This window comes from Methanofollis sp. W23, from assembly GCF_017875325.1.
In the GTDB taxonomy this organism is placed as follows: Archaea; Halobacteriota; Methanomicrobia; order Methanomicrobiales; family Methanofollaceae; genus Methanofollis.
Genome location: NZ_JAGGMN010000001.1, coordinates 2702535 through 2726362 on the forward strand (window position 1 = coordinate 2702535; position 23828 = coordinate 2726362).

General features: G+C 60.1%; 22 protein-coding genes and 4 tRNA genes. 14 read left to right on the forward strand and 12 right to left on the reverse strand.

The window, feature by feature from the left end; all coding sequences use genetic code 11:
- The first annotated feature begins 79 nt into the window (after positions 1 to 79).
- Positions 80 to 334 carry a hypothetical protein gene (locus J2129_RS11740; protein ID WP_209631043.1) on the forward strand — a complete coding sequence of 85 codons (255 nt, stop codon included), beginning with the start codon at positions 80 to 82 and terminating at the stop codon, positions 332 to 334.
- On the opposite strand, the gene tfrB is transcribed toward J2129_RS11740, so the two are convergent.
- Complete coding sequence (gene tfrB / locus J2129_RS11745; protein ID WP_209631044.1) at positions 331 to 1791, reverse strand: fumarate reductase (CoM/CoB) subunit TfrB; 1461 nt, start codon at positions 1789 to 1791, stop codon at positions 331 to 333. The genes J2129_RS11740 and tfrB overlap by 4 nt on opposite strands.
- Positions 1788 to 3410: a fumarate reductase (CoM/CoB) subunit TfrA gene (gene tfrA, locus J2129_RS11750; RefSeq protein WP_209631045.1), complete on the reverse strand. Its 1623-nt coding sequence runs from the start codon at positions 3408 to 3410 to the stop codon at positions 1788 to 1790. The genes tfrB and tfrA overlap by 4 nt, the downstream gene beginning before the upstream one ends.
- An 80-nt stretch (positions 3411 to 3490) precedes the next feature.
- Between tfrA and J2129_RS11755 the strand changes: the two genes are divergently transcribed.
- Both J2129_RS11755 and purM read left to right on the forward strand, forming a co-directional pair.
- The gene (locus J2129_RS11755) at positions 3491 to 4882 is read left to right on the forward strand and encodes an aspartate kinase (protein ID WP_209631046.1); all 1392 of its coding nucleotides are present in this window, start codon (positions 3491 to 3493) and stop codon (positions 4880 to 4882) included.
- Complete coding sequence (gene purM / locus J2129_RS11760; protein ID WP_209631047.1) at positions 4875 to 5873, forward strand: phosphoribosylformylglycinamidine cyclo-ligase; 999 nt, start codon at positions 4875 to 4877, stop codon at positions 5871 to 5873. Before J2129_RS11755 ends, purM begins: the two co-directional genes overlap by 8 nt.
- A 962-nt stretch (positions 5874 to 6835) precedes the next feature.
- Here purM and purF read toward each other — a convergent pair.
- The 3 genes from purF to J2129_RS11775 are packed head-to-tail and all read right to left on the reverse strand — an operon-like array spanning position 6836 to position 8685.
- Positions 6836 to 8248: an amidophosphoribosyltransferase gene (gene purF / locus J2129_RS11765; protein ID WP_209631048.1), complete on the reverse strand. Its 1413-nt coding sequence runs from the start codon at positions 8246 to 8248 to the stop codon at positions 6836 to 6838.
- A gap of 11 nt (positions 8249 to 8259) precedes the next feature.
- The gene (locus J2129_RS11770) at positions 8260 to 8442 is read right to left on the reverse strand and encodes a 50S ribosomal protein L37e (RefSeq protein WP_209631049.1); all 183 of its coding nucleotides are present in this window, start codon (positions 8440 to 8442) and stop codon (positions 8260 to 8262) included.
- A 15-nt stretch (positions 8443 to 8457) separates the two neighbouring features.
- Entirely contained in the window at positions 8458 to 8685 is a 228-nt protein-coding gene (locus J2129_RS11775) for an LSM domain-containing protein (RefSeq protein ID WP_209631050.1), read from the reverse strand.
- Positions 8686 to 8793: 108 nt separating this feature from the next.
- Between J2129_RS11775 and J2129_RS11780 the strand changes: the two genes are divergently transcribed.
- Genes J2129_RS11780 through J2129_RS11790 form a run of 3 tightly spaced genes read left to right on the forward strand, consistent with a single transcriptional unit; the run spans position 8794 to position 10213 of the window.
- Positions 8794 to 9291 (forward strand): RNA-binding protein, encoded by a 498-nt coding sequence (locus tag J2129_RS11780; RefSeq protein WP_209631051.1) that lies wholly within the window; start codon positions 8794 to 8796, stop codon positions 9289 to 9291.
- Between the two features lie 47 nt (positions 9292 to 9338).
- Positions 9339 to 9710 carry a cell division protein SepF gene (gene sepF, locus J2129_RS11785; RefSeq protein WP_209631052.1) on the forward strand — a complete coding sequence of 124 codons (372 nt, stop codon included), beginning with the start codon at positions 9339 to 9341 and terminating at the stop codon, positions 9708 to 9710.
- Positions 9711 to 9718: 8 nt separating this feature from the next.
- The gene (locus J2129_RS11790) at positions 9719 to 10213 is read left to right on the forward strand and encodes a ZPR1 zinc finger domain-containing protein (RefSeq protein ID WP_348632324.1); all 495 of its coding nucleotides are present in this window, start codon (positions 9719 to 9721) and stop codon (positions 10211 to 10213) included.
- A 367-nt stretch (positions 10214 to 10580) separates the two neighbouring features.
- Here J2129_RS11790 and J2129_RS11795 read toward each other — a convergent pair.
- The 4 genes from J2129_RS11795 to J2129_RS11810 form a co-directional block, all read right to left on the reverse strand.
- Positions 10581 to 10655: transfer RNA gene (locus J2129_RS11795), tRNA-Met, on the reverse strand.
- 49 nt (positions 10656 to 10704) lie between these two features.
- Positions 10705 to 10779 (reverse strand) — tRNA-Met (locus tag J2129_RS11800).
- 49 nt (positions 10780 to 10828) lie between these two features.
- A tRNA-Met gene (locus J2129_RS11805) sits at positions 10829 to 10903 on the reverse strand.
- A 35-nt stretch (positions 10904 to 10938) separates the two neighbouring features.
- Positions 10939 to 11013: transfer RNA gene (locus tag J2129_RS11810), tRNA-Met, on the reverse strand.
- Between the two features lie 94 nt (positions 11014 to 11107).
- On the opposite strand from J2129_RS11810, the gene J2129_RS11815 reads away from it, so the two are divergent.
- Positions 11108 to 11506 carry a thioredoxin domain-containing protein gene (locus tag J2129_RS11815; protein WP_209631054.1) on the forward strand — a complete coding sequence of 133 codons (399 nt, stop codon included), beginning with the start codon at positions 11108 to 11110 and terminating at the stop codon, positions 11504 to 11506.
- A gap of 333 nt (positions 11507 to 11839) precedes the next feature.
- On the opposite strand, the gene J2129_RS11820 is transcribed toward J2129_RS11815, so the two are convergent.
- The gene (locus J2129_RS11820) at positions 11840 to 12190 is read right to left on the reverse strand and encodes a 4a-hydroxytetrahydrobiopterin dehydratase (RefSeq protein WP_209631055.1); all 351 of its coding nucleotides are present in this window, start codon (positions 12188 to 12190) and stop codon (positions 11840 to 11842) included.
- A gap of 62 nt (positions 12191 to 12252) precedes the next feature.
- Here J2129_RS11820 and J2129_RS11825 point away from each other — a divergent pair, with 62 nt between their 5' ends.
- From J2129_RS11825 to J2129_RS11850, 6 genes are all read left to right on the forward strand, one after another.
- The gene (locus J2129_RS11825; RefSeq protein ID WP_209631056.1) at positions 12253 to 14364 is read left to right on the forward strand and encodes a DEAD/DEAH box helicase; all 2112 of its coding nucleotides are present in this window, start codon (positions 12253 to 12255) and stop codon (positions 14362 to 14364) included.
- 133 nt (positions 14365 to 14497) lie between these two features.
- Positions 14498 to 15385, forward strand: coding sequence for a DUF4350 domain-containing protein (locus tag J2129_RS11830; RefSeq protein WP_209631057.1), 888 nt, complete (start codon positions 14498 to 14500; stop codon positions 15383 to 15385).
- Positions 15376 to 16344, forward strand: a complete 969-nt coding sequence (locus J2129_RS11835) for a MoxR family ATPase (protein WP_209631058.1) — start codon at positions 15376 to 15378, stop codon at positions 16342 to 16344. Before J2129_RS11830 ends, J2129_RS11835 begins: the two co-directional genes overlap by 10 nt.
- Before the next feature lie 3 nt (positions 16345 to 16347).
- Positions 16348 to 17637, forward strand: a complete 1290-nt coding sequence (locus J2129_RS13200) for a DUF58 domain-containing protein (protein ID WP_209631059.1) — start codon at positions 16348 to 16350, stop codon at positions 17635 to 17637.
- Positions 17638 to 18087 (forward strand): hypothetical protein, encoded by a 450-nt coding sequence (locus J2129_RS11845; RefSeq protein WP_209631060.1) that lies wholly within the window; start codon positions 17638 to 17640, stop codon positions 18085 to 18087.
- Positions 18084 to 18872 carry a hypothetical protein gene (locus J2129_RS11850; protein ID WP_209631061.1) on the forward strand — a complete coding sequence of 263 codons (789 nt, stop codon included), beginning with the start codon at positions 18084 to 18086 and terminating at the stop codon, positions 18870 to 18872. The genes J2129_RS11845 and J2129_RS11850 overlap by 4 nt, the downstream gene beginning before the upstream one ends.
- On the opposite strand, the gene J2129_RS11855 is transcribed toward J2129_RS11850, so the two are convergent.
- Entirely contained in the window at positions 18841 to 19833 is a 993-nt protein-coding gene (locus J2129_RS11855; RefSeq protein ID WP_348632325.1) for a DUF1616 domain-containing protein, read from the reverse strand. The two genes, J2129_RS11850 and J2129_RS11855, sit on opposite strands and share 32 nt — an antisense overlap.
- Before the next feature lie 15 nt (positions 19834 to 19848).
- The gene (locus tag J2129_RS11860) at positions 19849 to 21045 is read right to left on the reverse strand and encodes a hypothetical protein (protein WP_209631062.1); all 1197 of its coding nucleotides are present in this window, start codon (positions 21043 to 21045) and stop codon (positions 19849 to 19851) included.
- Between the two features lie 89 nt (positions 21046 to 21134).
- Here J2129_RS11860 and J2129_RS11865 point away from each other — a divergent pair, with 89 nt between their 5' ends.
- A complete protein-coding gene (locus J2129_RS11865; RefSeq protein WP_209631063.1) occupies positions 21135 to 23363 on the forward strand; it encodes a hypothetical protein in 2229 nt (742 codons plus the stop codon).
- Positions 23364 to 23828: the final 465 nt, after the last annotated feature.

Here is a 23828-nt window from a genome sequence, read left to right on the forward strand (position 1 = left end):
TCGGGGGTCGATCTCCCTGGAGGGCAGCGGGAGCGGCATGACATTTCAGGGACATATCCATCCCGATCTCTGTGAGGAGATGGACGTCGGCCTGGTCCCCGATGAGTCCCGGACCGTACGGTCCTGCAGGCACCCCGGTGAGGACAAAGGCGACGATGCCTGGCACCTTCATCTGCTGGCAGAATGCGAGGCCACAATCGAGAGTGTGAATATGATGAGAATTTCAGTAAGAAACTGGTCATTGAGGGGTATGGATATCAAGTGGTGGCGGTGTCCCTGGAAAGAGGGGTTCCTGATGAGCGAATTAAGAATGAGAGGGAAAAAAGGGGTTTAGGGTCTCTGCGTTCTCTGGCGGTCCTTCTCCTCATACCCCTCGCGCAGCAGGGTCATGAGGTCCTTGACCGGGAGTATTGTATGTTCTGAGATATGGTATTCACAGAACGGACAGCACGAGACGACCATCCGGGCACCGCTTGCTTCGAAGGCCTCACCACGCTGGTCCCCGAGGGCCGCCGCCACTTCAGGCCGGCCAGAGCGCACCCCGCCGCCTGACCCGCAACATTGGTTCGGGGTCTCGACGAACTGCTTGACCACACTCCTGAGCAGGGCCCGCGGCTCTTCGCTGACTCCTTGCCCCCTGAGAAGGTGGCAGGGGTCGTGATAGGTGACGGTGACCGGGAGGTGTGCCGGGGGTTCGCACCCGTATTTCGCGAGTACCTCGGTGGCGTCCATCACCGTGAACGGTGTGTTATAGTCGTTCTTGAGCGTCGACCCGCACCCGGCGCACATCGTCATCACGAGGTCGATATGACGGCTCCTGAAGGCCTCGATGTTGCGGCGCTTGAGGTGGTCGACCACCCCGGTCTGGCCTGACCTGATCAGGGGCGAGCCGCAGCAGACCTGCTCGTGGGGAATGATCACCCTGATGCCGTTTCTCCGCATCACCGCAAGCATATCGCGTGCGGTCTCAGGGAGGCGGCCATTGTACATACAGCCCACAAAGAACCCGACCGTCGCCTTCACCTCCCCCTCTGGCTCGATCACCTCAGGCACCTCTTCGAGGAGGGTGGGCTTGGTCCGGTCCACACTCCGACCGGTCAGTCTGACTGTCCCGGCCAGGTCGGTATGGCGTGGAAGAGCCAGCCCCTCTCTTGCCGCGATCTCACGGAGTTTCTCGATCGCCTTGCCCGGGATCTGGATCTCCTTGGGACAGACGATCCTGCATCGCTGGCAGGAGGTGCAGGCAAAGAGCCCCCTCTCCACAGCCTCAGCCACCCGGTCGCCCGAGTCGCGGGGGTCGAGGGCCAGGCGGAGTTCCTGACGCATCGCCGTTGGGCCTGCGAATTCTGAGACCTTCAGGGCTGGGCAGACTGAGACGCAGGACATACACTCGATGCACTCGCGCAGCGGTTTGATCGCCTCGATCTCGGCCCTAGTCGGGAAGACCGCAGAGTCGTTCGGGGCGATGGAGGTGAACCGATCCAGATACGGTGCCAGGTCCACCTCCAGGTCCCGTGTCACCGGGAGGTCGAGGGGCTCGACGACCATCCCGTCGTGGGCCTCGGTCAGACATGCGAGCCCAGGGGTGCCGTCCACCTTCACGGCGCAGCTCCCGCACTGCCCGGCGCCGCAGCACCAGCGGTAGGCGAGTGTCGGGTCCATCGCGTGGACGGCGTGAAGGGCGTGGAGGACCCGCGCCCCGTCGTGGACCTCGACGGTATATTCTTCAAGGTGTGGCCGGGTGTCGGTCTCAGGGTCAAAGCGCGAGACCTGGAATGTGATCGTTTTCATTGCGCTCTCTCCTCGATGGACGATCCCTGGAGACTGATCTTTGTGTGGCCGTACGGCGAGTGGGCGGCGTCCCAGTCCTGGGAGACGTCGGTCCGGTAATGGGCTCCGCGGCTCTCAGGCCTGAGCAGGGCCGAGCGGACGATGAGCAGTGCGGTGGTGCAGAGGTTCTGGACCCCGCAGCACTCGATGAGGTTGCGTCCCGAGGCCGCTCTGAGCGGGGCGGCGAGCAGCCCTTCGACGGCCCGCTGCGTCGTCTGCAGTGCGGTCGCGTCCCGCCTGATCCCGGCGCCGTCCCACATCGCACGTTGGAGGTGTTCCTGCGCCCAGACCGGGGAGGACTCGCCCTCGTAGAAGGCGGCAAGCCGTGCTTCCTGCGCCGTCACCTGGGTTCTGTCCAGGGTCTTTGCCCGTGTCGGCGCCTGCCCGGCCGCCTCGCCAGCGCGCTTCCCGAAGACCTGGGTGTCGGCCAGGGCGTTGCCGCCGAGGCGGTTGGCCCCGTGGACCCCGCCGGCGGTCTCACCGCAGGCGAAAAGCCCGGTGAGGTTGGTCTGGCAGGTTGGGGTGATCCGAAGCCCTCCCATCACATGGTGGGCGGTGGGGGCGACCTCCATCGCCTCAGTCCTGATGTCCACGCCGTACCTGAGGAACTGGGCGAGCATCAGGGGGAGGCGCTCCTCGATCTGGTGTGCCGGCAGGTGGGTGACGTCCAGCCAGACGCCGCCGTGGGAAGTCCCCCGTCCTTCCAGCACCTCGGTGGCGATCGCCCGCGCCACCACGTCGCGGGTGGAAAGTTCCATCCGCTCAGGGTCGTAACGGTGCATGAACCGTTCTCCTTCGGCATTGACCAGGTGCCCCCCCTCGCCCCGCACCGCCTCGGTGACCAGGCGCCCCCGTGCGTCGTACGGGAAGACCGCACCGGTCGGGTGGAACTGGACCATCTCCATATCGATCAGGTCGGCGCCGGCGCGGTAGCCGAGGGCGAACCCGTCCCCGGTGCCGGTGCCTGAGTTGGTGGAGACGTCATAGACCCGCGCGCCCCCGCCGGCCGCGAGGACGACGGCGTCGGCGCGCACCGCGACCATCTCGCCGTTCCTGTCCAGGGCCAGGGCCCCGCAGACCCGGTTCCCGTCCTTGAGCAGTTCGATCGCGGCCGTCTCCTCATGCCGCTCGACCCCGCTCCCGCGCAGCCGTTCCATCAGGGTGGCCATGATCTCGTGGCCAGTCCGGTCGCCTGCATAGCAGGTCCGCGGGAAGGACTGCCCCCCGAAAGAACGCTGGGCCACCTCGTGGTCGGCCGAAGCGTCGAAGACCGCCCCCCATCTGACCAGGTCGTCGAGACGCGCGGGGGCGTCATGGACCAGGGCCTCGATCAGGCCGGGGTCGTTGAGGTAGGCGCCTCCTCTAAGGGTGTCGGCCACATGGAGGTCGCAGGTATCGTCGTCTTTGAGGACGGCGTTGTACCCGCCCTCGGCCATCGTCGTACAGCCTCCTTTCCCGGTGATGCTCTTGGAAAGAAGGACTGTCTCACCGTATTGGTCGGCCTCGATCGCCGCCCTCACTCCGGCGCCGCCACTCCCGATTACGAGGACATGGCAGTCGATCACGTCCAGCGCGCGCATTCACTTATTACGTGGGCGGTGTCAGTACATAAATAACATCGTGTGGGAATAGAGAGAGTGAGCCAGAAATGAGGCTTGTAATGAAATTCGGGGGCACATCTGTCGGGGATGCCGAGTCTATCGCCCGGGTGGTCAATATTCTTGCCCAATACCATGCCGAGGGACACGAACTTGCCGTCGTCGTCTCGGCCATGTCCGGGGTGACCGACCGACTCCATGCCATCGCCGCAGAGGCCGAATCCAGCGTAGATGATCCGCAGATCGCCACTTTTGTTCAGGCACTACGGACAAAACATATGAAGGCCCTCCGGGCCGTCGCGCCGTCCAGAGTGGACGAGGTCGGGGCGGTCATCGACGAGCGCCTCTGGAAACTTGACCATATCCTGACCGCGGTCCACTCCCTCCATGAGTTGACCCAGCGTTCCAGGGACTATATTGTCAGTTATGGCGAGCGTCTCTCGTCGCTGATCGTGAGCGCGGCCCTCAACGAGGCCGGGGTTTCGTCGGTCGCCCTTGACGGGTGCGAGGCCGGGGTTCTCACCACCGACCGCCACGGCGACGCCTTGGTCCTCCCGTCGAGCGACGCCACCATCAACAGTCGGGTCCTCCCCCTCCTGATGGACACGGTCCCGGTGATCACCGGGTATATGGGGTGCACGCCAGAGGGGATCGTCACCACGCTGGGTAGGAGCGGTTCAGACTACTCGGCGGCGGTGATCGGTCGCGGGATCGAGGCCGACGAGGTCTGGATATGGACCGACGTCGACGGGGTGCTGACCTCAGACCCGCGGGTGGTCCAGCATGTGCGGGTGCTGCCCTATGTCAGTTACCGTGAGGCGATGGAACTCTCGTACTTCGGGGCAAAGGTGCTCCACCCCAAGTCCATCGAACCGGCGATGGAGAAGAACATCGTCGTGCGGGTGAAGAACACCTTCAACCCGGATCATCCTGGCACGGTGGTGCGCCGGCAGGAGAACCGGGAGAAGCGGGTGGTGAAGGCGGTCTCCCATATCGACCAGGTGGCCCTGCTCAATGTCAATGGCGTCCAGATGATCGGACGGCCAGGAACGGCCAAGGAGATCTTCTCGCTTCTCGGCGACGCGGGAGTGAATGTGATGATGATCTCGCAGGCCTCGTCGCAGGCGAATATCTCGATGGTCATCGAGGAGGCCGACCTGGCGGTGGCGAAAGACGTCCTTTCCGGTCCGGTGAAGGCCGGGCTGGTCCGCGAGGTCACGGCTGACCGGAATGTCGTGGCCGTGGCGGTCGTGGGTGCCGGGATGGCAGGGACGCCAGGGATCTCGGGCCGGATCTTCACGGCGCTGGGAGATGCGGGGATCAATGTGATGATGATCTCGCAGGGGTCATCTGAGGTGAATGTCTCCTTTGTGGTGAAGCAGGAGGAGCATCACCGGGCGTTGCAGGTGCTGCACGACGAGTTCAGGCTTTCAGAGGAGTGTGACGATGAGTAATACAGAGAAAGGATATGCGGCGGCCGGGGTGGATATCGACCTTGAGGCGGCAGGTGTGCGGACGCTGATCGAGCAGTTGACTTTCAGGCGGTCGGGAGCGTTCCAGACGGTCGGGAAGAGCGGGCATTTTGCCGGGCTGGTGGAGTTCGGCGATACGGCCCTGGCTCTGGCGGTCGACGGCGTGGGCACGAAGATGCTGGTGGCCGACGCCCTGGAGGACTGGTCGACGGTGGGCATCGACTGCATCGCGATGAATGTCAACGATCTCTTTGTGATGAATATCGAGCCGGTGGCGTTCGTGGATTATATCGCGTGCAACGAGGTCTCGCTGGACAAGATGCGCCAGATCGGAATGGGGCTCAACGAAGGTGCCCGCCTGGCCAACATGAATATCGTCGGCGGGGAGACGGCGACGCTGAAGGGTCTGGTGACCGGGCTTGACCTGGCAGGGACCTGCCTTGGGGCCCAGCAGAAGGACAGGATCGTCACCGGCGAGAAGGTGGCGCCCGGCGACCTGATCGTGGGCGTGCCCTCGACCGGAGTCCATTCAAACGGCTACACCCTGGCCAGGAAGGTGGCCCTGGAGCACGGCGGGTTCGACCATGTCCTCCCGTCGGGCCGGACGGTGGGCGAGGCCCTCCTCACGCCGACCAGGATCTACCGCGAGGCCCTGGACGCCGCAGCGGCCTGCGAGGTCCATGGGATGTGCCATATCACCGGCGGCGGCCTGCTGAACTTCACGCGGCTCTCGGACTATGGGTTCGATATCACCGATCCCCTGCCGGTTCCTGAGATCCTCGCCTGGATCGGGGAGCAGGGCGAGATCGCCGAGGCAGAGATGTACCGGACCTTCAATATGGGGATGGGCTACGCCTTCGTCATCCCTGAGGAGAGTCTGCCGGTCCTCAAAAATGTGGTGCCGGACGCCGAAGTTGTCGGGGTCGTGGTGCCTGAGGCGGGGGCGTACCTCAGGGGCAGGCAGATCAGGTAATTTTTCTATCTTTTTTGGGACGCGGGGGATCTGGTACGTGAACAGAATCCCTTCAGTCCAGGATTTTTAGATGCATATTTCCCGCCGGGGGCGTGACCTCGGAGATCAAAGATCTTCTCAAGTCCGCTGTCGCTCACATTTCCCACATGATAGACCGAGGACTGCAACACTTCTTTCATGGTCGTCCATTATGCCTTACTGACTCCAACGTCATTCAGGGGGTTCGGGGACGGTGTTCCCGGTGCGATTCATGGAGGAAGGCAAAGAGAAGATCATGAAGAGGGGGGGCGGCACGTCGGATCAAAACGTCTTCCCCATCACCTGACGAACCGCCCAAAGGGAGGTCGAGGACGGCACTACCCTCGTCAGGATGATCGAGTGTGTCGGCCCTCATCGAGAACATTTTTTGATCTCGCACCGGCGAATAGGACGCCCTCTGGAGGCCCACAGGAATATTTCATCCAGGATGCGTGCGGGGTTCATGCCTGGTCTGCACCTTCGCACCACCTTCGCACCCTGGTGGTGGAAAGATAGGATGGGGCAGAATGGCGGCCGATCATGATTTGTGCATAAGGTAGAGTAGTACACGCGTGTATAAAGTGATCTTTACACGAGGATGGAAGAACACAGAGCATACTTGATGGGGGTGTTTCCCGGCGAAGTGCAAACGATTTTCTATTCCTGTAGGGTAGTCGTGAATTATAAAATGAGAGAGTTTACGGCGCCAGATTGGTTTGCACCCCCCTGGCGCGAAGTGTTGGGGGCCGTGTGCAAAGTGAAAGAATGAGGGAGAGGACCTGAGCTGATCTCTGACTTCCGGGGACGTGCCTTCCCGCCCCAATCTTCATCCAGGGGGTCCAGGGGCAGAGCCCCCGGTATGGGGATAAGGGAAGGCGGGTGGCACATGGTATCCCCACACAATTGGTGAGGGTTTCTACAACGCCAAAAAAAAAGAAAAAAAATTACTCGGTCTCCAGATGACTCTGGACACTCGCGTTCACGAACTCGACCTTCCGGCAGGCGCACTCCTCTCCGGGCACCGCGACCGGGTACTTGCCGGTCAGGCATGCCGTGCAGAGGTTGTCCATATCGATCCCGATCGCCTCCACCATCCTGGAGATCGGCACATGATAGAGCGAATCGGCATGGATCAGGTTCTGCACCTCCTCGGTCGACCGCTCGTGGGCGATGAGTTCGGTCCTCGTCGGGAAGTCCACCCCCAGATAACAGGGGGCGACGATCGGGGGGGACCCCACCCTGAGATGGACCTCCTTTGCCCCAGCGGCCCTGACCATATCGATGAGCCGCCGCGAGGTTGTCCCGCGCACCACCGAGTCGTCGATGAGCACCACCGACTTGCCCTCCAGGTGCTTTTTGATCGGGTTGAGTTTGATCCGCACGGCATTCTCCCGCATCTGCTGGGTCGGCATGATGAACGTCCGGCCCATATACCGGTTCTTCATCAATCCCTCCAGGTACGGCGTCCCCGACGTCCGGGAATACCCGATCGCATACGCCGTCCCCGAGTCAGGGACCGGCGCCACCATGTCGGCCTCGACCGGTGCACCCCTTGCCAGTTGTTCGCCGATCTTTCGGCGCACGTCATAGACCAGCGTCCCGTCGATGACCGAGTCAGCCCTGGCAAAATAGACGTACTCGAACATGCAATGGGCCCTCCGGTCTGAGGTCGTGATCTGGGTGGACTTGACCCCGTCTGCGGTGACCGTGATAAGTTCTCCGGGTCGCACGTCCCTGACGAACTCCCCGTTAAGGGCGTCGATCGCCACACTCTCAGACGCCACGATATGGCCGTTCTTTGTTCTGCCAAGGCAGAGGGGCTTGATCCCCAGGGGATCGCGGAAGGCGTACAGCGTCTCGTCGAGCATCAGCACAATCGAGTACGACCCCCGCAGGAGCCGCATCGCCGCCGCCACCGCGTCCTCTACCGACCCGGACGTGCGGATCTCGTGGGCGATGATCGTGGCGATCACCTCAGAATCGGTGCTCGTACAAAAGATCTGCCCGTCCTGCTCGTACTGCGCTCGTAGTTCCTCAGTATTCACCAAATTTCCGTTGTGTGCCAGAGAGATGGTCTGATCACGGAAGACAAAATTGAACGGCTGAAAATTTTCCGGCAGATTCGCACCAGTTGTCGGATACCTGACATGTCCGATCCCGACGGTCCCCTTGAGCTCCTGAAGAATTGATTCATCAAAGACCTCGGCCACCAACCCCTTGTCCTTATGGACATAGGGGCGGCGGTCAAAAGTGGACATGCCCGCGCTCTCCTGCCCGCGGTGCTGGAGAGCATATAGGGCATAGTACAACGGGAAAGAGACACCGCCAGCATCCACGATGCCAACGATCCCACACATATCTGACTACCTTAGTGTGTTGGTACTTTGGGGCGCTTGTTTATCCACTTGTAGCTGCTCATCTTCTTGCTCCGGCCAAAGCCACAGGCCGAGCATACCTTGTGCCTGACATGGAATGACTTCTTTCCACACCTGCGGCATGTAATGTGGCTGTTCTTCTGCCGCTTACCCATCGATGGTGTACCTTTTGACATGCTCGCTCACCCAGATTATTCGATTGACGGAGATATATAGATCACATTGTCTCCACGGACGATCACCGTACCGTGTTTCTCTACCTGTCCTTCAATTTCTTCTTCAGCCCGGTCGAGGACGAGGTTCAGGTGGACATCGTACCCCTGCAGGATCCCGCGGATCTCACGCCCGCCTTTAAGAGCGATAATGACCGGCTGGCCGTTGAGTACCTGATCAAGAATCTCCAGTGGTCTTTTTGACATGGTAATTACCCTTTGACCCGTTTAAGAGTACCATACATGCGAGGGGAATCTACTTAAATATACCGCGGCGAACCATTTAATGAGAGATACGGGGTATTGAGGTTGGCCATGGGTGATATTCAGGTAAAAAAACGGCACAGCATCAAGAAATCTGCGGTGGCACAGCTCAAGAGAGCACTGGAAGGGGAACTTGGGGCCGATGCAGCGCTTTTCGACGCCAAGAGGCTCGAGGTCGTCGAGACCGACTCGGAGTTCTTGATCTATCTGGTGGACAAGAAACCCCTCCTTATGGAGTTCGAGGGATGGACCTTCCCGACGGTGCGGGGTGCGGTCGAGCGGCCTTTTGAGGCGAGACGGGTGACCGTCGATTCGGGGGCGGTGCCCTATGTGATGAACGGCGCTGACATCATGCGGCCAGGGGTTGTCGATGCCACGCCTGACGTGAAAGAGGGCGCACCCTGCATCATCACCGAAGAGCGCTACGGGAAACCGCTTGCTGTCGGGATAGCCCTGTATGATGGGGCCGAATTATTGGCACAGGAGAAGGGGAAGGTCGTCAGGACGCTCCACAGGGTCGGGGATAGCATCTGGAACCTTGAACTCTGAACAAAAATAGGATACCATTAAATAAATTCTATTATAGAGTTATTTTCATGGGAAAATTCCTCGAATCCATCATAGGCAGGAGCGCACCTCCGAGGCAGGATGACTATATGGATCTCGACCTCAGCACGTTTGAAGGGGCGGCTCGTGATGAGCCGGCGTCGATGTACGTCAAGGTCGCCCAGATCAATGATATCAAAGATACCCCTCGCGTGAAGGACGAGGTCTACAATGGCAACATGGTCATCGTGGACATCACCCGCCTGAAACTGGACAAGATCATGTACGAGCGGGTGCTCAAGGACCTCCGTGAGGTGGCAAACGACGTCAACGGCGATATCATCGGTCTTGGCGAGCAGCAGTATGTGATCGTGGCGCCCATGTCGGTGAAGATCTCCAGGGAGAAGATCGGGGGCCTGTAGTGCGAAACGTGCTCCGTGCCCCATGCCCGGTCTGTGGAAAAGAGATCGAATATATCTATCAGACCGAAGAGATCCCGTATTTTTCTGAGATTCTCATCGAGAGTGCGACCTGCTCGTGTGGGTGGAGGATGAGCGATGCCTTCATCATGCGCGAGGGGGTGCCGACAAAGGACGAGTTGACGGTCTCCTCTGAGGACGACCTCTCGGTGCGGGTGGTGCGTGGTTCGGCCGGACGGATCGAGGTGCCTGAACTCGGCGTCGAGATCAAACCTGGACCGGCCGCCGAGTCTTTCATTTCCAATGTCGAGGGGGTGCTCGACCGGATCGATGCGGTCCTGGATATGGCGCTCAAGACGGCGGGGGCCGAGGAACAGGAACGGTGCCTGGCGATCAAGGATCTGATCGCGGCGGTGAAGCGGGGCGAGCAGAAGGTCACGCTGATCATCGAGGACGAGACCGGGAATTCAGCGCTGATCCGCGATCCCCACGACGGCAACGAATAATTCGTCCCTTTTTTTGGCTTTGTAGAAATCCTCTTGATGATCCCCTCTGCAGGGGGCTGGCTGCCCCCCGATCTCCCTGCCTGCGCGAGCGATAGGTGGCGGGAAGACAGGGCGATGATCGTGACGATGGGATGCGACCCCCCGCCACTCGTCCTCAGCGGGAGGTCGGGGGGTGGCACGCCTCCCTGGTGGAGGATAGGGCGTAGATCTCCAGGAAGGAAAGTCTTCAGTTCAAGACGATGGTCGGGCCTCAGGGATTTCGGGATATGCTCAGGATATATATGGATGCGCTCCGGTACGTGTTCATTCGTTCTTGCAGAGATGGGAAGAATCCTCAGCATTGGCTGGAAGAAATAGTGTTCAAAAGTAGCGAAGGATGGATTTGAACCATCGGTCTACGGGTTATGGGCCCGTCGGGATTTCCTGACTACCCCACCTCGCTATCCTGTGCAAAATCAATTTTTCTTGTGAGATCTTTCTTATGAGATCAGTAGCGAAGGATGGATTTGAACCATCGGTCTACGGGTTATGGGCCCGTCGGGATTTCCTGACTACCCCACCTCGCTATCCTGTATAAAATCAATTTTTCTTGTGAGATTTTTCTTATGGGACCAGTAGCGAAGGATGGATTTGAACCATCGGTCTACGGGTTATGGGCCCGTCGGGATTTCCTGACTACCCCACCTCGCTATCTGTGCAGAATAAACTTTTCTTATAGAGAAAAGTAGCGAGGGATGGATTTGAACCATCGGTCTACGGGTTATGAGCCCGTCGGGATTTCCTGACTACCCCACCTCGCTATCCTGTGGGCTATAGTTTCTGATTCATTTCTATATATATTTTTCTGGCTCGCCCTGAGGCAGATAGATTATGCATGCCATCTCATTTTGGATCATGGATGAAGAGCTTGAGAGGATCAGGCAGAGGAAGCAGGAGGCGCTTGCGGCACGTCTCGCTGCCCTCAGGGAGGGGGTGACCAGGGTCACCGACCTCACCTTCCCTGAGATGGTGCGCGAGCACCCCCGTCTTGTCATCGATTTTTCGGCAGAGTGGTGCGGGCCCTGCCAGCGTCTCGGCCCGGTGGTCGAGGGACTTGCCGTCGAACTTGCCGGCACAGTCGCCTTTGCCACCTGCGATGTCGACGAGGCTCCTGGCGTCGCCTCAACGTTCGGGATCCAGGTGGTCCCGACCCTTGTCTTCTTCTCGCATGGCAGGGCGGTGGGACGGCTTACCGGTGCGGTCTCTGCCGATGTGCTCCGCGCCAATCTCAGGAGAGTGTATGACCTCTGGTGAGGCCGGGATTATAGGTCTTTGAAGCATGATGCGGAGTGAGGGGCCTGTAGAACTCCTCTGGATGGTGCTCTGTGACAGGTGGTTGCACCCCCTGACCTCCCGGCAATAGTTCGTTTCCGCCGAACACCAGGGATGAAGATTGGGTTGGGAAGGCAAAACCGATGGATATGAAGGGGGGGGTCGCGCTTCCCCGTCCTATCTTGACGCGGGGGGTTCGGAGGGCGGCACGCCCGCCGCAGAGAGGCCCACCGTGAAGAGTTCTACAGAGCCGAAATTAGAATAATCCTGAACATATTCCAGAACGATTCTTGTTGCCAACAGACGAGAGTTCGTTCATCTGAAAAATCCTTTTTTTGGGGTCAGGCTACTGAGTTTTGCAGCAAGGACGAAATCGGTCCGTGTCAGTCCCCCGCACGCATAGGTGTACCACAGGACGTCGACATGGCGATACTGCGAGAGGACGATGTCGGGATAGTGGTCTGCCCCGCTCTTCGACCCGATCTCGATGACCTTGCCGATGAACGCGGCAGCTTCCCCGACAGACTGGAAGGTAAACCTCCTCCACAGTCTTCCATTCTCCAGGGTCCACCCCGGCACCTCAGGAAGGAGCGCAAGCATCTCCCGTCTGGTGAGCGGCGCCGATCCTGGCGTCACCGGCACCGGTGTCTCTGTGCTGAGTGGCATGCACCTGCCTGCTCTTCCTGAGATATATAAGTTGTTATGGAAGGAACCCTCACCATTCTTCTGTGTCGTCAGTCTACGCCTCTCTTCACCCCACGCTCAGGAATGTGCTCGCCCATCGTCTCGGCTGGGGCGACCTCCGCCCTGTCCAGGAGGAGGCCTGCCGCGCCGCTGCCAACGGTGCCGACCTTCTGGTCGTCGCCGGCACTGCCGGAGGCAAGACCGAAGCCGCCCTCATCCCGGTCGTCGACGCCGTCCTCAAGGAAGGCTGCTCCGGCGTCGCCTGCCTCTGCCTCTTCCCCCTCAAGGCCCTCATCAACGACCAGACCGACCGGGTCGAGGAGATCTGCACCCCGGCAGGGCTCTCGGTCACGAGGTGGCACGGCGATGTCGGGAAAAGTGAGCGTTCCTGGGCCGGAGAAGACCCCCCCCACCTCCTCCTCACCACCCCCGAGTCCCTGGAGGTGATCCTCATGGACGACACCCTCAGGCTTGCTCTGAAAAATCTTCGTTTTGTCATCGTCGATGAACTCCATGCCTTTGCCGGGGATCTGCGCGGCGTGCAGGTCAGGTGTCTCCTCGACCGTCTCGACGAAGTGGCCGGGAGACCTCTCCAGCGGGTCGGGCTCTCGGCGACGGTGGGGAACCCTGAGGCAGTCCTTGACTGGTTCTCAGGCCCTGACCGTCGTCGCCAGGTCGTCGCCGTCCCCACACCCCCCGGAAAAAAACAGTTCTCCTTTACGGTCTCACGGGACCGCGAGGCACGTGCCCGTGCTGTCGCCCGTCTTGTCGCCGGCAAACGTGCCCTCGTCTTTGTCGCAAGCAGGAGCCAGGCTGAAGGGCTTGCCGCCGCCCTTGACGGGGAGGTTGACTCCCTCTCAGTCCATCACTCCTCTCTCTCCCCCGCGATGCGCCGGGCGGCCGAGGCGTCTCTTGTCGGGCCGGGGAGCGCCTGTGTCATCTGCACCTCCACCCTCGAACTCGGGATCGATATCGGAGGCCTCGACCTTGTCGTTCAGGTCGGACCTCCCCCTTCGGTCTCCTCTTTCCTCCAGCGCCTCGGCCGGACCGGCCGCCGGGGTGCACCAGCCAGGATGGCCTTCGTCCTTGGCGACGACCTTGCCCTCCTCGTTGCGGTCGCCACCGTCGAGGCTGCGGTCCACCACGAGGTCGAACCCCTTCTCCCCCCACGGGCACCCTACACTGTCCTTGCCCAGCAACTCCTCCTCGTCCTCCGAGCCCGCGGGAGGGTGCCCGCGCACTCGGTTATCGCCTGGCTCTGCGGACTTTTGCCCTTCAGGGGGATGGAAGCCGCGGCCGAGACCCTGGTTGGGGCCCTCCTCGCTACCGGTCATATCGTTGCCGACCAGGGGCTTCTGATGCTCGGCCCAGAGGCCGAACGCACCCTCTCGCGTTCTCACTGGGCCGCGCTCCTCTCGGTCTTCGCCTCATCGGCTGCTTATCGTGCCCTCACTCCTGAGGGGGAGGCGGTCGGGGAACTCGACGCCAGGTTTGTGGCCGGCGGCACCGGGACCGTCTGCACCCTTGGCGGCAGGAGGTGGCGGGTCGTCGCCCTCGACCAGGACTACCATATCGCCACCGTCCTCCCGGCTGCAGGAACTCGCAAATCCTCGGACCGTCGCCCCTTCTGGGCCGGCGCCGGTGCGCCCCTCAGCCCGGTTGTCGCCGCCTCTGTCGGGCGCCTCCTTGCCAGGGGCCACTCTGATCTCCCACTTGGCAGAGCAGAGCAGGCATCGGTTAAGGGCATCGCAGGAGAGATCGGTGCGCCCGTGCCGCCTGAGGGGCTCTCCGTTCTGGACCGACCCGAAGGGATCATTGTCCTCTCATTTCGTGGCGGTCGCGTGAACCGCGTCCTTGCTGCCGTCCTCACTGCCCTTCTCCCTGACGGCCCGAAAGTCACGGCCGCCGACCTCTGGATCTGTGTCAGGGGGATGACCGGCCCTGACCCTGCAGGCGAGGTGGCGGACGTCCTTGCCAGGATCAGAACCCTGAGCGCGGATGACATCGCCGCCTCCCTCCCGCTCCCTGATCCAGAGGAATGGAAATTTGGTTCTCTCCTCACCCCCGTGCTCTTCGCCGGGATGGTCGCCGCCGACTACAATGACTGCGAAGGTTTTGTCGAGACCATGAAGAGGGAAGATATATTTATCGTCTGACCGTATTCTTCAGGTTGATGAGGCCCCCTCTCTCTGCCAGGTTCATTTCATGGGATCCCACCGATGACAGCGATATGCCGGTGGTCCGGAGTGTTCCTCTGGCGCAGGGCAGGTCGCGGAGGAACAGTTTCTGATGCGGACCCGGTACTTTGTCGCCGTTGCGGTCCTGCTTCTCTGCCTCTATGCCGCCGTCTTCCACCTCTCGACCACCTATGACGACTACAGTAGGTACAATGTCCAGTGGAACGGCACCTCGACCTTCTTCTCACATCTCGAGGGCCATGGGGCGCAGATGGTCACCGACCGGGATGATCTGATCACCTATGACAACGCTCTTCTCCTGGTCATCGCCCCTGATGGGCCCCCTGACCCGGAGAGGGCCAGGGCCTACAGAAACTTCCTGGCACACAACAACACCCTCCTCCTCTGCGACGACACCGGGGAGATCGCGCCTCTCCTTGAGGGGCTTCAGAGCACCATCTCGGTGCTCCCCGGCACGGTCTCATCGGTCGAGAGGGACTATGTCACCACGGCGGCGGTCAGGGGCTATGCGGCCGGGAACCATACTCTCATAGACGGGGTGCCGGCCGTCCTCTTCAACCGGCCCATGGCACTCGAAGGTGGGACCCCTTTCCTCCAGACCTCTCTCCTCTCGTGGGCCGACGAGAATGGGAACGGCAGGATCGATGGTGAGGAGAGTGTCGGGCGCTACGACCTTGTGGCCTATGAAGAGATCGGCGGCGGTGAACTGGTCGTCGTCGGTGACCCCGGGATCTTTCTCAACTCGATGGCAGGCCTTGGAGAGGGGAACGAGATGTTCCTCAAAAACCTCCTCTCCCTCCGACCGGTCGTGCTGGTCGACGAGGGATGGAGCAGGACGTCTACCGGCGGGCCATATACAGGTGCGATTTTATGGGTGAAAGATCACCCTATTGTTCAGATCGGGATTGTAGCCCTCTTCATCGGCGGGGCGGTATATGTATTCAGAAAGAGGATCAGGAAGGAGAAGAAATGCAACTGAGTGAGCGCGATGTGGCACCGATTGCCGAGAAATTCCGGGAGATCGAGGTGGCCGTCAACCAGTATGTCGTCGGGAACGCGAACCTGATCAGACTGATCGCGATCAGTTCCCTCTCAGAGGGTGCGATCCTCATCGAAGGGGTTCCTGGCACCGCAAAGACAACGATCTCAAAGATCATGGCGCACCTCCTCTCCGCCTCATTCGGGCGGGTGCAGGGAGCGGTGGATGTCCAGCCGGCCGACATCATTGGGGTGCGGATCTATACCAATGACGAAGAGGAATTTATCCTTAAAAAAGGTCCGATCTTCTCGAATTTTGTCCTCGTCGATGAGATCAACCGGCTCACCCCCAAGACGCAATCCGCCCTCCTTGAGGCTATGAGCGAGCAGCAGACGACGATCGATGGGGTGACCTACCCTCTTCCCCGTCCGTTTTTTGTCATGGCCACCCAGAACCCGTACGAGTTTGAAGGGACCTTCGCCCTGGTCGAGGCCCAGCGGGACAGGTTCATGTTCTGCGCCCCGCTTACCTATCTTGACGCCAGGGACGAACTGGAAGTCCTGAGACGCGACCAGGCAGGACAACTGATCTGGAAGAATTACGCCGATACGCTCACCCCCCGCCTCACCCTTGAGGAGATCGAGGGGATGATCAGGACGGTGAGGGAGGTCCATGTGGAAGACCCGATCCTCCAGTACATCACTGATCTGGTCATGGCCACCAGGTCACACTCTGATGTCCGCCTGGGAGCAAGTTCCCGGGCCACTTTAGCGCTTCTGCGTGGTGCCAAGGCCAATGCCGCCCTTGAAGGCCGGACCTATGTGATCCCGGACGATGTCAAGGGACTCGCTCTCCCGGCCCTCCGCCACCGCCTGATCATGGAGCGTGAGGCTATCATCGGGCGCATCTCGACGGATACGGTCATCAACGAGATCTTGGGTGTTGTTGAGGTGTCCTGAGCCGTGAAACCGGGCCCGGTTGCGGAAGGGATGGGGGTGCTTGCGCTTGCACTCGCGGGATATGCCCTCATCTTCGACGACCTTGCGGGATATGTCGTTGCCGGGGCGTTGCTTGTTTATCTCGTGTACCGAGCCGCTTCTTTTCTCAAGAGATATACGCGCCTTGCAGGGTCCCTTGCCCTCTCGCGAGAGGTGGACAAGAAGGTCGTCAGGCAGGGTGCTGTCGCCCGCGTGGAGACCGTGGTCTCCTATGCATTTCAGTCGGGTGTTGCCGTGCAGGTGGAAGACCTTCTTCCGCCTGTTGCCGTGCTTGACCAGGAGCAGAAGACAGTTTTCCCTGAGCCAGGGCGGGCTGTGATCAGGTACAGGATGAGGTGCATGGCGCCCGGGGAGACTCTGTTTGGAGGCATCAAACTTACGGCCCGCGACCCCTTCTTCTCGGGTTCTCTCTCTTTCAGACACACGGATTTAAGTCTCCCATCTGTGGCGGTTGTCCCGGTTGGACAGGCGCAGTCTGGCCCGGCGTCAGGGAATTGGCTTGGCGATATGGAAGGGGGTCGGTCTCTTCTCTTCAGGGGGCAGGAGACGCGTGCCTGCCGTGAATATCTTCCTGGCGACCCCCTTGAACAGGTGGACTGGAAACTCACGGCCAAGTATGGGAAGATGTATGTCAGGGAGCGGGAGGGACTGAGCGGTGGGGCCCCGATGGTCATCATCGATCTCCCGGGTGTTGACGAGAGACTCTCAAAAGAAGAGATATCAAGGTATTCTCTTGCCGCGACCGGTGCGGTTGAAGGGACATACAACAAATTCGGAAATTGCCCTCTTCTCCTCATTGCCGGAGGCGGCGTGGTTGCCTCGGTCCCCCTTGAAAGTTCAGAAGACGAGGTCTTTGGTGCGCTCACCGCGGTCAGGCCGACCGAACGTACCTCCCTCCTCTACCGGTACCTTGACCCGCTCATGGCTCACCTGCTGCTCAGGAAGGCTGAGGATGGGCCGAGGGGTTCAGGGACATTCAGGGAGAACTATTCAGGGACCTTACATCGGTTCCGGGCACATTCTCCCGATTTTCCGTTCAGGAGACAGGTCTCTGAGGAGGTGCGTCTCTCTGAGGCATCTTCAGTCCATCTCTATACGCCAGGGCGGGGGGATGGCAGTCACCTCGTCCAGGTGGTCCTTGAGGCCAAACAGCAGGGGCTCTGGGTCGAGGTCCATATCCTCTCCGGCATGGGCGGGGTGGCGGTGGGGCGTGAGTTGGGGGCATGCGGGGCAGATAAGGTGGAGGAGATCTGAGTGGACGAACGGATCTGGTTCGGGCTCATTGTGGTGACCGGGCTTCTTGCCTCAGTCCTGGGACAGGGAGGGCTGGTCGGGATCGGTGCACTGATCATCGCCGTCGCTGTCATCTCCCGTGAGAGGGATCACTGGCTTGCTCTTCTTGCGGCAGGGGCGTTTGTGGCGGTTGTCGTCGGGCTCTCTTCTCCTCTCTGGTCCATCCCTCTCATCCTTGTTGTGCTTGGCTGGGTGCAGGACTCGTTTGGCCTCTTTACGTCGCCCGGGGATATGATGGGTTTTTTGCTCTTTGCTGGGGTCGCCACAGTCTTTCTCCTTCTGGCACTCGGGAACGGGCATGTCTCCCTCCCCCTCGTCTTCCTGATAGTATTCCTGGTGTTCAGTGGTCTGTTCATCTCTTTCTCATGGTACAGCCTGGTGTGGTCTGCACGAAGGGGTGAAGAAGAATGAAAAAACTGTCTGTGATGAATGATACCGCTCTTGCCGGTCTTCTCCTCCTCGGGGCCGCCGCTGCGGCGCTCGGCCTGGCGGCGCTGACTGGCCGCAATGACCTCACGACCGCCGTTCTGATCCTTGCAGGGTTCGGGACGTTTATCTCGGGGATCTTTTTTATCTCCCTTGGGAGAAGCAAGACTCTTGACACGAAGATCGCCTCCCTCTTCCTGGTACAGGGCCCCGTCGAGATCGCTACACTTCTTGCCGATCTTGGGTTACAGAGGGACGCCCTCTTCTATCCTCCTGATGAATCAGGGCAAAGTCGGGTTCTGGTCCCGGCCGGACCGTCTGTCCCATCCGCGCTCCCGGAGAGCACTTACTCGTATGTCATGACCGAGGAGGGGGACGGCGCGGTGTTCGCTCCGCTTGCGGCTCCTCTTCTCTCGTATCTGAAGGATTCATGTGCATTTGTGGTGCCGCAGGAGCGGGACCGTCTCTGTGAGGCGGTTGTCGAAGTCTGCAGGGACGTGCTTGAAGTCTCTGAGCATGTCGAGGCCTCGTTTGACGGCTACAACCTGGTCGTCGACCTGAAGGGCTTTGCCCTTGCCGATGGGTGCCGGGAGGTGAGAGCGGTCTCCCCAAAGTGCTGCACCATGGTCGGGTGTCCTTTCTGTTCGCTGATCGCCTGCATCGCCGCGGAAGGGATGGGGGTGCCGTGCCAGATCCTGGCGGCGGTCCCCTCGAAAAATGGGAACGACCTTCACCTTATCATAGGGCCGCGTCTGCTGGCCTCACCGTGACCCAGAGGTGGAGGTCGCGGTAACTCGCGTTGATCCTGTCCTGGTCCCAGACCGCATCTGACGGCACCGTCTCGTTGAAGAGGAGGAACTGGAGACGGTTCATATCGGTCCTGGAGACCGTGAAGTTGTACGGACGTTCAACGGTCTTGTTGTGCGGGACGGTGACGGTGAACCGGTCGAGCCGCTCCATATCGTTGATCCTGGAGGTATTGGTCGTCCTGTCGAGGGTCTGGTTGGTGAGCAACACCTCCACGGTATAGGGCACCTCCCTGTACTCGTGGTTCCCGACGCCGATGATCAGGGACTGTTCGCTCCCGGTGAAGAAGGAAGTCGGGTAGTCAGCGGCCTTCCCCCCTGCACCGAGGATATAGAACTCGGTGAAGTGTTCACCTTCTTTGGGGACGACGATGACATAGACGGTCGTCACGATCGCCGTAAGGATCGAGAGGACCAGGATCACCGAGAGGGCACGGTCAAGGCCGGACTGTTCTTCAGGGAAAAGTTCGGTCTTCGCTTCGGCGACCATCTCCTTGAATGGGACGAAAAAACGCTGGTCTCTGGGGAGAAGCGTTCGTCGCCAGTGGGCGATGGCAAGCATGACGAAGGTGAAGATGATGAGTGAAGTGAGGATGGGCTCGAGCCTGATCCCCCAGGGGGTGTAGTTGAGACCGAGACCGATGAGGGGGGTGACCGCGATCGAGAGCCCGAATGAGAGGGCGACCCGTTCGATACCGTCGATGTCTTCGTTGTTCGGGAAGAGTGCGGCGATGAGTGCATAACCGGGGATGAAGATGACCATGGGCAGGCCAAAGACCGCCTGGACAAAGGTCCCGTGGAGGACCGGGAGGTAGATCGCCGCGACGGTCGCCACGGTCCAGAGGGCGATAAAAATGATGTCTTTTGGGACCGACCAGAGGTCGACCGCCACACGGGCTCTGGCATATTCTTCGTCAGGACTCACAGATGTCACCAGGTTTTACAGCCTCTTGCGCGTTCCTGCTATATAGAGGGTGCCGACGATCGCGCCGATCGCCGCCAGGATCCCGGTCGGCGACTGGGTGGGGGCGGGGGTGACCGTCGTCGTCAAGGGTTCTTCTGAGGTGTCGGCCTGACCATGGGCCGCGGCAGCGACGGTGGCAGACGGCACCTCGGCCCGGGCAAAGGTCATCAAGGCATAAGTCCCGCCGTTCCTGATCGTGGCCGAGATCTCGTCGCCGTCGATGCTGGACGGGAGTGCGGTCCACTCTTCATCGGCATATTCTGCCAGGAAGAGTGTGTATGCATCTGGGTCGGCCGCAACCTTCTGCGGGAGCCTGAAGGTGAGCGTGACGATCTGGGAGAAGGTCTTCTCCTGCGGGTTCAGGAGATAGGTGCCGGTGACGGCCTGCCACTCCTCAGGGACGGTGGGGGTCTGGGTGGTGAGGACTGAAATCCCTGGTGCGTCCTCTCCGAGAACATGGACGACGCCGTCGGTCGAGTACTTTTCAGGGAGTGGGGTGGGAGTCGTCCTTGCGCCGGGGTTGCCTGGCCCGCTCGGTCCACTCGGGTTGCTGGGCCTTGAAGTGGTCGGGGTCGGGACAATACCCTGCCCAATGGTGATCTCCTTTGCGAGTTCCTTGTGCCCGTCCACCAGGGCGGTGACGGTGACGATGCCATCGGTGATCCCGGCGACTCGGAAGGTGATCGCAGAGTCTTTGGGTCCCTGTTTCTCACCGGTCAGGCTCATGCTCGTCCTGATCTCGGTGCTCTTCTCGCCAGCCGTGCCGCCGAGGATGAGGTGGTCGTAGGTGCCGGCACCGATGTTTTTGTTCAGGGTCACAGAGTACTTTTCGTCATCTATCATCCTGATCATCTTCCCATCAGACGGTTTCACTTCAAGGAGAATTTCCTGGGCGTTTTCCGTGGAGGCCGAAACGGTCGAGTCCTTGAGGCTGATTGGCATCACAAAGTCTTCGGCCCTGAAAGCGAATTCCGAACCTGGACTAACGGCGAAGGTGGCATCGATCCTGAGCGAGAAGGGGGCGCCGTCAGGGATGTCGCTGAGACTGACGGTGACAGTCTCCCCTTTCTGGATAGAGTCTGGTGAGGCGGTTACGCTGACCGCACTCGCACCCATGATAAGAGTGGAGAGGAGGCAGCCAATACACGCAATTTGCACGATCTTTTTCATCATATTATCACTTTATTTCGATATCTTTTTCATTTAGTACAGGACATGAACAAAAAAAGATATCTATCCATAAGATATATCCATGTGCCATGATGAGTTCTGTACGATTTTTGAAACATTGGAGTCCTTTTATCATCATTGGACTTCTCTGTTTCATGCTCGTGCCGGCATCAGCCTCGGCCGCCGAGAGCGGCGTGACGGTGGATCTCGACAAGGTCTATAGTGAGAAGGGGATGAGTGTCTCCTCCATCGAAGTCCTTGACCTTGCGGACCCTTCTGTCTCCCGGGCTGAGTTGTTGCCGACCGATGGTAATGACCTCAAGACGCTCACTGCACCTGAGGTGCGGTATCTCACCCGTTCCTACACCGGGGACGGGCCCATTACAATGCGAGGAGCAACGATCACGCTCAACCCCACCCTCAAAGATCCAGTGGAGATCAATGGCGCGGCAAAGTTGAATGTCTACACCGCCCTCCATGTCCCGACCCCGAAGGTGAATGTGCCTGGTAATTCAGGGAACGTTCTTGTCGGGAAGTACAACAATACCTACACATGTCCAGAGGATGAGGAGCAGGTGGGCTTTGAGGATCTGCTGGGTGCCATGAATGGCGGGTATCTGTACGCGGCGGGGGGTATCGCCTATGATACTCCGGAAGGCCGGGGAACATATCACATCACAGTTAATCCAGAGGATCTGGGTTCAACCCTGATCAACAACGAGGTCATACTCTCGCCGTTCACGGCAAAATCTGAGTACTCAAAGAAAGCGCTACCCCCTACCCAGGGCAAGTACGCCCTCACGGCAATCCAGTACCTCCCTGGCGACAAGAAGGTCAAGGTGCTTGCCTCCTACCCGGTCGTGATCCTGGACAAGGATTCCTCCCTCACCTGGAACGGCAAGACTACGCCATCTTCTGTCTACAACAACAGGGCGAGCGATGTGACCCTCTCCTTCGAGGACCGTAACGATGTCGAGCACATCGGCTACGTGATCATCAGGCAGGGCACGACCTATGACCTCGACGCAAAGGTTGATGTCGATACGCTCCTCGAAGACGTAGATGCCCAGGGGTTCACCTCGGCAAATTCATTCCTTGAGATCCTGACCTGGGGTGTCACTCATGAACTCGGGAAGGACCAACCGGTGACCTACACGGTCAAGGCGGTAGGTAAATCGGCGGAGCCGAGCACCGAGTGGTCTGACATCGCCATCACACCTGGATATGGCTGCTCCGGGTATGCTGCGGCATCCTCGGCGACGGTCCCGAAGGCGGCCCTCAACTCCCTTGGGAAGGGCACCTATGCGATCTATGCCGTCGGGCTCAATGACGAGCACGACATCGTCGCCCTCGACCAGAAGACCCTCACCGTGAAGAGGTATTCCCCATCTGATGACGACGGCCCCAGTGGTCGCAGTCCCACCGGTCCCTCCACCCCCTCTGAGCCATCCACCCCTGGCGCTGATCTCTGGACCTCCTTCTCCCTGAGCGGTGCGACCTTCGAGAGCACCGACGACGGCCAGACCTTCTCCATCGACCTCGATGAGGCGACGGGTGTCAAGGTCGATGGCAATGTCATCACCTTCAAGAAGGATGGGATGGTTTTTGAGATCCTGGCGTCCGACCTCAAGGAAGACGGCACGACGATCGCCGGCACCATTACGTCGGTGAAGGTCAAGGCCGACCCGATTAAGAGCGAGGTCGAAGGTCTCGGTGATGTCTCTGCACAGTTTACCGCAGAATTCGCGTCCTTCCCGGTGAACGCCACAATTGGTGCCACGTTGGTCGAGAATGTGAGCGAGAATGTGGTCTCTGCCTACAGCCTTGCTCTCCTTGACGAGGGACTCGACGTCTCAGAGGTCGCCTACACCTTGAAGGTGACCAAGAAGGGCATCGAGGCGACCGGTCCCGCCACGATCACCATGACGGCCCCACCTGAATGGGTGACCTCCTCGGGCGGCATGGACCAGATCAGGATCCTCAGGCTGGCCGACGACGGCACCACCCAGGTGCTTGAGACGGTCTTCAAGGGGTATGACGCCGACGGCAACTACCTCTTCGAGGCCGTCTCCCCTGAAGGTCTCTCTGAGATCGGACTGGTCGCAGTGACCGAGTCGACTGGCGTCACCGTGCGCCCCACTGATGTGGGGTCTGGTGTCGAGACCACTGAGACCACACCCTCCGGCGAGGCCGGCGCGGGTGAAGGTCTCCCGGTTGGCTGGATCGCTGCGCTTCTTGTGGCCATCGTCGCACTTGTCGGGGTAGGCTACTACCTCCAGAAGAAGGGCGGCGATGAGAAGAAGGACCAGAAGAAGAACTAATTTCTCCCTTATTTTTCGCAAAAACAGACCCACTGATCAGAACTCTGTGAACCTACTGGCACAGAGGGCTCTCTCGATATTTTTTCCAGGACGGTCATTCGGAGACTCTGATCTTTGACGGTGAGCATATCCAAAAACTCTCTAATGCTTGGCTACCGTCTTGAAATGAAATCTGTTCTTCCTAGAGTTCTAAGCTCTATCCTCGACCGGGGGACGTGCTGCCCCCCGAACCCCCAGCGATGACGATTGGCAGGGGCGTGCGTCCCGTCTTCACGGTCATCGCTCTGCCTCCCTGTTACAACCGCCATCCTGGGGATCCGGGGGCGGTGCTCCTGGTGCAGTGGTGTGGACGGCAATACCTTCTTCATGGCTGTCCATCCTGCCTCCCTGCCCCCATCGCCATCCAGTGGACGAAGAGCGGCAACAGAAGACACAGTCCTCTCTTAGGATGGCGGTTGTGGTCGT